At 51.4% G+C, this 11,642-nt stretch carries 11 protein-coding genes; 3 read left to right on the forward strand and 8 right to left on the reverse strand.

Features of this window, described 5'->3' with window-relative positions:
* Nucleotides 1-18 precede the first annotated feature (18 nt).
* Genes IBX50_RS04900 through IBX50_RS04910 form a run of 3 tightly spaced genes read right to left on the reverse strand, consistent with a single transcriptional unit; the run spans nt 19 to nt 3,844 of the window.
* Entirely contained in the window at nt 19-2,643 is a 2,625-nt protein-coding gene (locus IBX50_RS04900; protein WP_292253914.1) for an EAL domain-containing protein, read from the reverse strand.
* 21 nt (nt 2,644-2,664) lie between these two features.
* A complete protein-coding gene (locus IBX50_RS04905; protein WP_292253915.1) occupies nt 2,665-3,471 on the reverse strand; it encodes a response regulator in 807 nt (268 codons plus the stop codon).
* 40 nt (nt 3,472-3,511) lie between these two features.
* Nucleotides 3,512-3,844, reverse strand: a complete 333-nt coding sequence (locus tag IBX50_RS04910; RefSeq protein WP_292253917.1) for a hypothetical protein — start codon at nt 3,842-3,844, stop codon at nt 3,512-3,514.
* Nucleotides 3,845-4,070: 226 nt separating this feature from the next.
* Here IBX50_RS04910 and IBX50_RS04915 point away from each other — a divergent pair, with 226 nt between their 5' ends.
* Nucleotides 4,071-5,768, forward strand: coding sequence for a DUF342 domain-containing protein (locus IBX50_RS04915; protein ID WP_292253919.1), 1,698 nt, complete (start codon nt 4,071-4,073; stop codon nt 5,766-5,768).
* On the opposite strand, the gene ung is transcribed toward IBX50_RS04915, so the two are convergent.
* The 5 genes from ung to IBX50_RS04940 form a co-directional block, all read right to left on the reverse strand.
* The gene (ung, locus tag IBX50_RS04920) at nt 5,769-6,458 is read right to left on the reverse strand and encodes a uracil-DNA glycosylase (protein ID WP_292253920.1); all 690 of its coding nucleotides are present in this window, start codon (nt 6,456-6,458) and stop codon (nt 5,769-5,771) included.
* A gap of 180 nt (nt 6,459-6,638) precedes the next feature.
* Nucleotides 6,639-7,259, reverse strand: a complete 621-nt coding sequence (locus IBX50_RS04925) for a riboflavin synthase subunit alpha (protein ID WP_292253922.1) — start codon at nt 7,257-7,259, stop codon at nt 6,639-6,641.
* A 5-nt stretch (nt 7,260-7,264) separates the two neighbouring features.
* Nucleotides 7,265-7,843 (reverse strand): 2-hydroxychromene-2-carboxylate isomerase, encoded by a 579-nt coding sequence (locus tag IBX50_RS04930; protein ID WP_292253924.1) that lies wholly within the window; start codon nt 7,841-7,843, stop codon nt 7,265-7,267.
* Nucleotides 7,843-8,337 (reverse strand): hypothetical protein, encoded by a 495-nt coding sequence (locus IBX50_RS04935; protein ID WP_292253925.1) that lies wholly within the window; start codon nt 8,335-8,337, stop codon nt 7,843-7,845. Before IBX50_RS04935 ends, IBX50_RS04930 begins: the two co-directional genes overlap by 1 nt.
* Nucleotides 8,337-8,642 carry a hypothetical protein gene (locus IBX50_RS04940; RefSeq protein WP_292253926.1) on the reverse strand — a complete coding sequence of 102 codons (306 nt, stop codon included), beginning with the start codon at nt 8,640-8,642 and terminating at the stop codon, nt 8,337-8,339. The genes IBX50_RS04935 and IBX50_RS04940 overlap by 1 nt, the downstream gene beginning before the upstream one ends.
* Nucleotides 8,643-8,781: 139 nt before the next feature.
* On the opposite strand from IBX50_RS04940, the gene IBX50_RS04945 reads away from it, so the two are divergent.
* Both IBX50_RS04945 and IBX50_RS04950 read left to right on the forward strand, forming a co-directional pair.
* Entirely contained in the window at nt 8,782-9,726 is a 945-nt protein-coding gene (locus IBX50_RS04945; RefSeq protein ID WP_292253927.1) for a chemotaxis protein, read from the forward strand.
* The gene (locus IBX50_RS04950) at nt 9,723-11,639 is read left to right on the forward strand and encodes an ATP-binding cassette domain-containing protein (RefSeq protein ID WP_292253928.1); all 1,917 of its coding nucleotides are present in this window, start codon (nt 9,723-9,725) and stop codon (nt 11,637-11,639) included. Before IBX50_RS04945 ends, IBX50_RS04950 begins: the two co-directional genes overlap by 4 nt.
* Nucleotides 11,640-11,642 lie beyond the last annotated feature (3 nt).

Here is an 11,642-nt window from a genome sequence, read left to right on the forward strand (position 1 = left end):
GTATCAAGTGATGAAAAATTACTTTCTCTGATCAACCGACAGTGGTTGCCAGTCTTCGGGAAAGTGAGGCCATAAACCCGTGTCTGCCGACAATTTTAACCACTGACTCACCTGTGCAACACTGGCCGGACGCGCCAGCCAGAAACCCTGGCAGACCGGGCAACCCAGACCCTGCAGCAAGGTGGCCTGGGCAGGTGTTTCCACACCCTCGGCCACAATATCCAATCCCATCGCAGAAGCCATACCGATAATCGCTTTAACCAGTTGCCCGTCTTCGCGGTTTTCAGGTAATTCTCGAATAAAACTAGCATCTATTTTAATGGTGCTGATTGGCAGCTTCCTGAGGTAGGACAAGGATGAGTAACCCGTACCAAAATCATCAATAGAAAGCTTGATGCCTCCTTGCTGCAAGGCCAGCAATAGCTGATACTGCCCATCTTCTTCACTGAGAATCAGGCAGCTCTCAGTTAGCTCCAGTTCCAGCAAATCCGCTGGCAACCCATGTGCCTGCAATCGACGGAATACCCTCGCAGCAAAATCAGCATCCACCAGCTGGCGTGCTGATACATTCACGGAAACTGACATGGGTGAATAACCCTTTTTTATCCAGGTTTGCAGCTGGGCACACACTTGATCAATCACCCAGTCACCAATTACATCAATCAAGCCCAGTTTTTCTGCCAATGGAATGAATTGAGCCGGTGATACATCACCCAGCTCTGCATCACTCCAGCGCAACAAAGCCTCCATACCCACCCATTGACGAGTGATCACGTCTATCTTGGGCTGATAAGCCAGATGTAATGAGTGGCTATCCAGCGCTTTACGTAATCTATTCTCCAGCGCCAGATCCACATAATTGCGCTCACCCATCATGGCATTATAAAAGCAGTAGTTGTTCCGTCCGGCATCCTTGGCGCGATACATGGCGGTATCCGCATGTTTCAGTAGAATTTCTACCGTTTTGCCATCATCAGGATAAACACTGATACCAATACTGGTGGATACCACCAGACTCTTTTGTTGAATACTCAGTGGCTGGGTCAGCACCAGGGTCAGTCGGGATGCCAGTGATTCTAATAAATGCAGAGACTCCACTTCCGGTACCAGCACGGTAAATTCATCACCACCCAGGCGGGCAACCGAATCTCCATCTCGCACACTGGATTCCAGGCGTTTTGCCACCTGCCGCAACACTTCATCACCAGCCTGGTGCCCCAGGGTGTCGTTGATGCGCTTGAATAAATCCAAATCAAGAAACAGGATAGCCATCTTGTGTTTGTGGCGGCGGGCATTACCCAGCGACAATTCCAGCCGATCAATCAACAAACGACGGTTGGCCAGCCCGGTTAGTTCGTCATAATAAGCAAGACTATGAATTTGCTCTTCTTTGCGCTTGCGGTCGGTGATGTCGCTGAAAATGGCCGCAAACTGGCGTATCTGACCTTCCGGATTACGAATGGCGGTGATGGTTAACCATTCAGCATAAACCTCACCATTCTTGCGCCGATTCCAGATTTCTCCCTGCCAGTAACCCTCACTTTTAAGGTGCTTCCACATCTCAACATAAAATGACTTGTCATGCCGACCAGAACTGAGCAAGGCTGGTGTTTTACCTATGGCCTCTTCTGCATTGTAACCAGTCAAGGTGGTAAAACTGGGATTAACCGCCTGAATGCGTCCTTCATAATCGGTGATGACAATACCATCCAGCGAGGCTTCAATAACCTTCTGAGCCAGAAGCAAGTGTTCATTGGAGGTTCTCAGAGCATGATCACGTGCCTCGATTGCGGCACGTAACTGGTTAACATACTCATATTCAATACTGGCAAGAATGTCGCCAAAGGACAGCAACCCACACAAAACATCGGTGGGTTCTCCATGTTCATCATGATCCATCACACCCAGATGACGGAAACCTTTTTCGCGCAGCAGATCCACTGCATGCAACAGGCTCATATTACGGGGAACACAGAAGAGGGAGTGATGCACCAGTTCTTGCAGGGTTGTAGCACTGACTTCTTCTGCCAGCAGCGCAATCAGATCCCGCTCGGTCACAATTCCGGGCGGCTGACCTCTACCCCGCACGATTATCGCAGCCTCAACACCGGCCTCACGCAGCTGGCCAACCGCATCAGCAATGGTCAGGCTGGCGTACAAGCGCAGGGGAGGACGGCGGATGCTGGAACCCACACTGCGCATCAACAGATAATGTTCCACCCCTTGATGCCGCACTAAATCAGACTGAGTCAGCATTCCCAGTGGTTTATTTTGTTGATCCAGCACCAGCAGACGACGCAGCCGCTGTCTTTTCATCATCGAGGCAGCATCACTCATTGAGGTGCTGAAGGCCACGCTGATGACCGGGAAGCTCATCAACTCACAGATTGGGGTTTGTTGCAGTTGTTCACGGCTGAAATCCAGTCTACGAGTATCGCCTTCACTCCAGATACCAAGAATGTCGTCACCATCCATCACCAGAATGCAGCTGACTTTGGCCTTGCGCATCCGTCGTGCCACTTCACCCAAGGGTAAACATGGCTCACAGGTTAACAGTCCACCACTCACCATCACGCCCACCTGAGGATCATCCCCAAGCTTTAGTACCGATAGATCCTGATTCAGGTCGTTAATAAATTTCAAATCCAGCTCCGCACCAAAAACTCAGATAGCCTCAGGTTCAAGTAAGGATACCAGCAACTGCCGCACCTGACTGACCTCAAAAGGCTTATCGCAAATGGCTGACACGCCTGCCTGACGAACAGAGGCAAGGCGTGATTCATCCTCTGATGTCACCATCATGATCGGGATGTGGGAATAGCCAGCTGATTGGCGGATATGATTAACCAATGCCTCACCATCCATGACCGGCATGTTGTAGTCGGTCACCACCAGATCATAAGAAGCCTGCTCCAGACAACGGATTCCTTCACTGCCGTCCACCGCTTCATCAATCTGTTCCACCCCGATCTGCTGCAGAACACGAGTCAGATGTTTACGCGCCATACGGGAATCATCCACCACCAGCACTCGCAGGGTGGTAATGTCATACAGCTGCAGGTCCAGCTCTTCATGTGTGAGGTAAGCCAGAGTTGTTGCCAGTGCGCGCTCCAGATCCTTGCGACCAAAGGGTTTGGGTAACAGTGCTAACACCCCGGCCTGGCGTACCGCTTCAAGGTTTTCTCTTTTCTGCTCACTCGACACCACCATCTTGGCCACATCAGCCAGGCGCGGGTCTTTTTGCATCAGGGCAAACAGCTCATGGGCATCTGCATCCGGCAAATACAAACTGGTGATAATCAGATCCGGCACAAAACTGCGCATGCGGTTTAATGCTTCGCGCGCTGTTTCCACTGCTTCCAGCGTATGGATGCCGGCGGCAGTTAGTTGGTCACATATAACCCGCCTTTGCATGGCAGAGGGTTCAACCAGCAAAATACCCAGATCATCCAGAGAAATAGCAGCATCCATTGTGTTTCACTCCTGCGGCAAAAAGCTTTGTGTATGGTAATCAGTGTTTTTGTTGTTTGTTGGGCAAACCCGGTTGATACACGTCATCGCGGTAAATCAGACGGCGAGCTTCAAGTGGCTGTTTGGGTGCCAGGCTAAATACGGCCTCACGCAGTCGAAACAGCCGCGCCCCCTGGCGCCGGCGTGCCAGCTCCAGCTCCACTTTTCTGGGCAGGGGCGGCAGGCGCAAGGCTTTGCGATCCTCTGTCCAGAAGGTGGCCTTATCCAGTATCAGACTCAGCAGATTGCGCTGATCGGTTTTTAACTCTGCCAGCAGTGTAAGTGCGATCAGCTGTCGCGCACGCCGGATTTTTGCCAGACGAGTCATAGCCATAATAAGGGGTACCCCATTCAGTTCCGTTTGACTATCATAAACCTTCGTTTAAAGAGAGTCAGTCATAAATTCTGCATAAAGGTGCAACAAAGCGTCACAAAACACTTTCCAGTGGGGGATAGGAGAAGCTCCAAAGCCACGTTAAGATGTGACTCGCACTCAGGGCAGAAAAAAACCTATAATAAAAGTATTCGGGCAGTCGCCGGACAGCAGAACAGGAATCACCATGGAACCCCTATCCGATGAAGAGTCGTTAATGAGCACCCCCACACCGGAGGAGCTTGGATTGACTTTCAGAGAAGACGAAAGCGGAGACATTTTTGTCTTCTACGAACCCTCTGGTCTAGCATTGCCGCTTGAGGCCAGCCAGCTGCCTCTGGTGATGGAACTAGCCGGCTTTTCCGCTACAGAACACCCGCTGGAACCTGCCGCCGTTGCAACGCTGCTGGATCTGATGCGTAGAGGCCAGTCAACGGACATGCGCCTGGGTGGCCCGATTAATGCCAGAGTTGATGTGTACACCAGCCCCAACCAAATGTTAGCCGGTGTTGTAGTTTATCCACCGGCAGGCAAGGGCAAGGATCTGACCCCTGAGTTACTTGATTTTGCTCTAAAGCAGTCAAAAATTGTTCGTGGCCTGCTGGATGAAAGCCTGGCCGAACTCACCTCGGCAGAAACCCGCGAGCAACTGCGTAAAAGTGGCAAGCCCATTTGTATGGTGGTGGCTTACGGTGAATCCGCCTACGACGGTGAAGATGCTCGACTGGAAACTCTGCTGGAAGAAATCAACGACCGTCGCCCTCAAGTGAGCGAAGAAGGCAATGTGGACTTCTTAGAGCTGGGCGACTTCCCCCATGTAGATGCTGACCAGGTGCTAGTGCGCCGCCACCCGCCTACGCCCGGCAAGTCCGGCTGGACAGTAACTGGGCGTACCATCAAGGGTCGTAATGGTAAGGATTTAACACTCAAACCCAAGGATGAAACGGTCAAACTGGCACCGGGTGATGCCGATCTGTTGTTATCTGCTGTACCCGGTATGCCGGTGGTGCACGAAAAAGGTGCCCACATTGAGCAGGTACTAAAAATTGACGAAGTTGGCTTAAAAACCGGCCATGTGCGTTTTGATGGCAGTGTACACATCAAAGGCAATGTGAATGCCGGTATGAAAGTTGAAGTTACCGGTGATGTTAAAGTAGGTGGATTGGTAGAGGCCGCTTATATCAAGGCCGGAGGCTCAATCGAAGTGGGTGGTGGCATTATCGGACGTAAAAAACGCACCGACACTGCAGAAGCGGCTCAGGACAAAAACAAAATTGATGATGCTTATCTGGAAGCGGGCAACGTCATCAAAGCACGATTTATTCAGGAAGCAACCGTTCACGCTGGTCACGAAGTTGTTGTACAAAAGCAGATGCTGCACTCGGAAGTGACTGCAGGCATCAAGGTTCACATGCCCGGCAAGGGTGCCATTGTTGGGGGTATTACCGAAGCCCGCGAACTGATTGATGTTGCTGTTACTGGTGCACCGGCCAATATGCCAACTCGTTTGCTGGTCGGTAATACCAGTGAAGTGAAAACCCATATTGGCGTCATCAACAACCAGTTAAAACAGCTGGAAACCCAGAAATCACAACTAATGGAAGTAGTGGCAAAAATTAAAAAGCTGCATAAACCCATCACGGAAGAGAAAAAACAGCAGATTATTAAAGCCCGTGATGGTCTGAAAGATAAAGAAAACAGGCTTCATGAGGAATTAAGGGAAATGGAAGAGCAACTGACACAACTCCAGTCGTCCCGAATTCATATTCGTAAAACCTGTTATCCCGGCACTCAGATTCAGATTGACGAAGCCTCCTTCACCCCGCGCAATGACTTAGGCAAGGTCACCTTCTACCTGCGTGACAATGACATCAACATGCGCTAGTTAGGACTCCTGCTGCAAGGGCAACTGCCAATTAATAATCGGCATAGCTCTTTGCAGCAGCCAAGCATTGGCCTGAGAAAAATGATGGCAACCCAGAAAACCCCGATGGGCGGACAAGGGTGATGGATGCGGAGCCGTTAACACCAAATGCCGCTGACGATCCACAAAGGCGGCTTTTTTCTGTGCATAACTACCCCACAACATAAACACTACACCCGGTGATTGTTCATTCAGCAGATGAATCACCCGATCAGTGAATAGCTCCCAACCCTTGCCTTGATGGCTGTTAGCTTGACCCGCCTCAACTGTCAGCACGGCATTTAATAACAACACACCCTGCTGTGCCCAAGCCTGTAAACAACCATGGGCAGGCGGCTGAAAACCCAGATCAGCCTGTAATTCCTGATAGATATTACGCAGCGAAGGAGGAGTACGCACACCGGGAAGCACGGAAAAACTCAGACCATGCGCCTGATCAGGACCGTGATAAGGATCCTGGCCGATCACCACTACCCGCACATCCGACAAGGGCGTTTGCCAAAAGGCATTAAACCAGTTGGAAGAATGGGGGAAAATCACCTTGCCTGCCGCTTTTTCCTGCTGCAAAAAGGCTTTTAACTGCAGCATGTAAGGCTGGTCAAATTCATTGCCCAGCCATGCCATCCAGTCATCCGGCAAGGGTTGTTTCATCACTTAACCTTTACCTCAATAATAGCTTTGAACTCCTGTACCACCAGCCGATGACTCAGCTCACGGGTGTAAGCGGTGCAGCTGGTCCCAGGTGATGGTAAAGTCCTTGCAATAACGGCCATGGGTCATGGTGGTTTCTCAATTCCTGAGCAGGTGGTTAAGCGCGAAAAAACGCGCATCTTATCCAAAAGTGCTGCGTGACGCCATGACCCTTTCGACCGTATCCACGATCACCTGCGTCTGGGGATCAATTTCCAGATTCACCCGGCAACCTTCCTGCATGTCACCAAAGGTAGTGGCACGGCGTGTTTCAGGAATCAGATAAACACTGAAGCGGTTTTCCTCCACTTCCCCCAGCGTCAGGCTACATCCATTTAACCCGATGTAACCCTTGGCAAAAATATACTTCATCCATTTGGGTGGTGCGGTGAACTCCAATCGCAGGTTGTTTTCATCCAGCTCCTGGCGTGATGTCAGCTCGATCTGATCAATGACATGACCTGACATCAGGTGACCGCCGATTTCATCAGAAAAACGCGCAGCGCGTTCAAAATTCACCCGGTCACCCTGCTGCAGGGCACCCAGATTAGTGAGCCGCAGGGTTTCAATCATGGCATCAAAATACACCGCTTTGTCATCCCAGCTCACCACGGTCAGGCAGACACCGTTGATGGCAACACTGCCACCGACCTGCAAACCTTCACGGGTGGCAGCAGGCAGGTTGATGCCAAAATTGCTGAGGTTACTTTTACGCTCCAGGCTAACTAACTCAGCCACGCCTTGTACAATTCCAGTAAACATGTTTGTTATCCTTTGCTTGCCAGCAGATCGACCTTCAATAACGCCACTCGATCCGAACCAAAATAAAGCTGATCTTTCCAGATCAGGGTGGGAGCACCAAAACCACCGGCAGCAATCAACTCATCAGTGAAGTCCTTTAATGCTGCCTTGGCCGTTTCAGCGCTGCCGAGTGCAGCAATTTCTGTGCCCATAATTTCTTCCGCCAGCTGTGACTGGGAGACATCCTGACCTTCACTCCAGTAGGCTTGATACAAAGCCAGCGCCAGCTGCGGGCGTTGATCCGCTGGCAGAGCCGCCATGGCACGTTGCACCTGTAGTGTATTGGCAGGAAATACTTCAGGACGAGTGTAAGCAACCTGATAATAACGAGCGCAACGAGGCAGATCCAGGGTCAACATATAATGCTTTTTAGGTTGATTAGACAGGGGGGTGGCATTACCCAGCTGTTTGAGCAAACCACCCAGAAAAATCGGCTTCCAGATCACCTGTGCACCCGTGGCCGCTTCCAGCTCAGCCATTTGCACCGCGGCCAGATAACTGTAAGGACTGACAATGTCGTAATAAAAATCGATGATTTGGCTCATTATTCTTCTCCTGGTTCATCCTGCTGCTCGCCGGTTAACATCACATGGGTTTCCAGCAGGGCGCGTACCTGATCTTCTGCACGGGTCGGATCCAATCCCAAAAACTGCAAGGCTTCCTGATAGGCCATCTGCCATTCTTCGGTATCAGGGCATAATTCAGCGGCTTCGCTCAGCTCAACACTCACGTCTTGACCGGCTGCGGCATACAATTTAAGTAACCACTGCTCCTGCGGATGCAGAGCATCCAGATAATACACATCATCCTGCTGATCATACATCAGCTCGCGTACCACCTCGGCAGCGGAATAAGCCTGAATTTCCAGGTTCATATCCTGCAATGCCAGCAGGGCAGAATCTTCGTCTAGCCAGCTTTCATCCGGCTGAATCAATGCCTGTTTAATGCGTCCATCCGGCAATGACCAGGCCAGACTGACCGGGAAACTTTCTTCTTCAGCAAGCACAGCTTCAATGGCAATAAAAGTCGGCAGACTCATCAGGTGTTTTTCTCCAGCAGGGTATCGGGCAAATGAAACAAGCGCTGAGCATTACGGCTGGTACTCAGTGCCAGCGAGGCCACCGGCAGTTTGCACAACTCAGCCATTTTAACCAACACCCAAGGCAAACAGGCAGGTTCGTTGCGGTATTTTTTCGGACGGGGAGTCAACAACAGCCCAGTAATCCCAGCCGCTGCAGCCCGCTCCAATACAGCTTCCAGATCAGCTGCAAAAGCCGGATCACAGAGATTTACACCGATATCCACCAGTGGTAAAACCGGTTCATCAAAAGGAAGTGCTAACATCAGATCCTTAAACGCTCTTAATAAATACTGAAATACTGCACCGACATGCTGAGGAAAAGTAGTCAGCAACAAAAATATTCTCTAGTATGTCAGAAAATTTCGCTTAAAAACGAAAATGTTAAACTACGAGGAACTGCCCATGGCCGGGGTACTGGATAGCGTCGATTCAAGAACTCGATTGGTCGGACAAAACCGGCTTGAACTGCTGATGTTCAAGCTACACTCCAACCAGCTTTTTGCCATCAATGTGTTCAAGGTACAGGAAGTACTGCGCCTTCCAAAACTCACAAGCCTGCCGGGGCATCATCCTCATGTGGTCGGTATTGCTTACCTGCGTGGCCAGGCTGTTCCGGTTATCAATCTGGCACAGGCCATCGGTATGCCAGCGCTAGAAGCCAAACCAGAAAGCAGCTTGATTGTTACTGAATACAACTCCACCATTCAGGCTTTCTTGGTGGGTGGCGTGGATCGTATTGTCAACCTCAACTGGGAAGACATCATTCCACCACCCCGCACCAGCGGTCGCCAGCATTATCTGACTGCCATCACCCGCATGGATGATAAAATCATTGAAATCATCGATGTGGAAAAGGTACTGGCGGAGATCAACCCCTACACCATTGTGCTTGATCCATCACAGCTGGAAGATGACATTGTGAATGCCGCCCGGGATATGGAAGTGCTGATGGTAGATGACTCCCCCACCGCCATTTCCCAGGTGCAACAAACTCTGGCACCGCTGGGTATTATTGTGCACACCGCCACCAACGGTAAAAAAGGCCTGGATCTGATGAAACAATGGGCGGATGCCGGTGAAAATGTACCGGAAAAACTGCTGATGTTAATCACTGATGCCGAAATGCCAGAAATGGATGGTTACAGCCTGACCAGTGCCGTGCGAGAAGATCCGCGTCTGCGGGACACCTTTGTGGTGCTGCACACCTCCATGTCCGGTAACTTCAACAAGGCCATGGTCGAAAAAGTGGGTTGTGATGATTTCCTTTCCAAATTCCAGCCCAAGCTGCTGGCCCAGTTGGTTGAAAACCGCGTACGTATAAAAGCAGGACTTGCTGAAATCTCATGACCCTTCTGCGTTTCGAAAATTTGCACCTGGCCTATGGCCGCACTCCCCTACTGAACGATGCCAGCCTCACCCTCGAAGAGGGTGAGCGGGTTGCTATACTCGGCCGTAATGGTGCGGGTAAGTCTTCCCTGATGAAACTGGTGGCAGGGGAAATCCAGTCCGATGGCGGTAGCCTGTGGCGCAAGCCGGGCATGAAAATTGGTGTATTACCGCAGGTGCTGCCTGCCGCTGATGACCGTGATGTTTTTGAAGTGGTGGCGCTGGGACTGGCTGAAGCCGGTCGCCTGCTGGAAGAATTCCACCACATCACCCATCTGCCGCCGGATCAGGTGGATTTGCAACGTATGGATGAACTGCAACACCAATTGGATGCCTGTAATGGCTGGGCACTGAGCCAGAAGGTGGAGCAGCTGATGAAGCGCCTGCACCTGAACGGTGACACCAAAATGTCGGAACTCTCTGGTGGCTGGCGGCGGCGTGTGGCGCTGGCTCAGGCACTGGTCAGTGAACCCGATCTACTGTTGCTGGACGAACCCACCAACCACCTGGATATTGAAACCATCCAGTGGCTGGAAGAACAGATCAAAAGTTTCCCCGGCGCGGTATTACTGATCACCCACGACCGTGCCTTTATGCAGAACATTGCCACCCGTATGATGGAACTGGATCTGGGTGAAATCACCAGTTGGGAAGGCCGTTATCTGGATTTTCTCGACTTCAAGGCACACCAGTTGGAAGTGGAAGCCCGTCATCAGGCCGCTTTTGATAAAAAACTGGCTCAGGAAGAAGTCTGGATACGTCAGGGTATCAAAGCGCGTCGCACCCGGAATGAAGGCCGTGTACGTGCCCTCAAGGAATTGCGTAAACAACGCTCTGACCGGCTGCAGCGTCAGGGCAAGGCTGACATCCAGCTGGAATCCGCCGACCAGTCCGGCAAGCTGGTGGCAGAATTAACCAATGCCAGCTTCAGTTTTGAAGGCACACCCATCATCAAAAACCTCACCACCCGTATCCAGCGTGGTGACAAAATTGGCCTGCTGGGGCGTAATGGTGCCGGTAAAACCACCCTGTTGCGGATGTTGCTGGGGGATCTGCAACCTCAGGAAGGTGAAGTCAAAATCGGCACCAAGCTGGAAGTGGCTTATTTTGACCAGTTGCGTGGGCAACTTGATCCGGAAAAAACCGTACTCGACAACCTCGCTGAAGGCCGCACCAGTGTCACCATCAATGGTCGTGACAAGCACGTCATCGGTTACCTGCAAGACTTCCTCTTCACCCCGGAACGTGCTCGCCAGCCAGTTCGTGCCTTATCTGGTGGTGAACAAAACCGTCTGCTGCTGGCTAAACTTTTTGCCAAACCAGCCAACCTGTTGGTGATGGACGAACCGACCAACGACCTGGATCTGGAAACTCTGGAACTGCTGGAAGAACTGCTGCTGAACTTCGAAGGCACCCTGCTGCTGGTCAGCCATGACCGTGCCTTCCTCGACAGCGTAGTCACCGGCATCCTGGCCTTTGAAGGCGACGGACGCGTCAAAGAGTATGTGGGTGGTTATGAAGACTGGATACGCCAAGGTGGTCGTTTTCCACCCCTGCAAGCACCGGGCAGCTTAAAAACATCCGGCAAAGCAGCCGCCAATGCCCAGCCTGTTTCCGCACCGGAACCAGAAGCTGCTAAAAAACCGGCCAAAAAACTCAGCTACAAACTGCAAAGAGAGTTGGAACAACTCCCGGTTGAAATTGAACAGCTGGAAACCGCTATTGGTGTGCAGGAAAGCAAAATTGCCGCAGCTGATTTTTATCAGCAGGATGCAGGCAAGGTCGCCGCTGAACTGAAAAAACTGGAAGACCTGCAACACCAACTGGAACAGAAAATGGAACGCTGGATGGAACTGGAAGCAGAAACCCAGTAAACC

It is taken from the genome of Marinospirillum sp. (genome assembly GCF_014859565.1).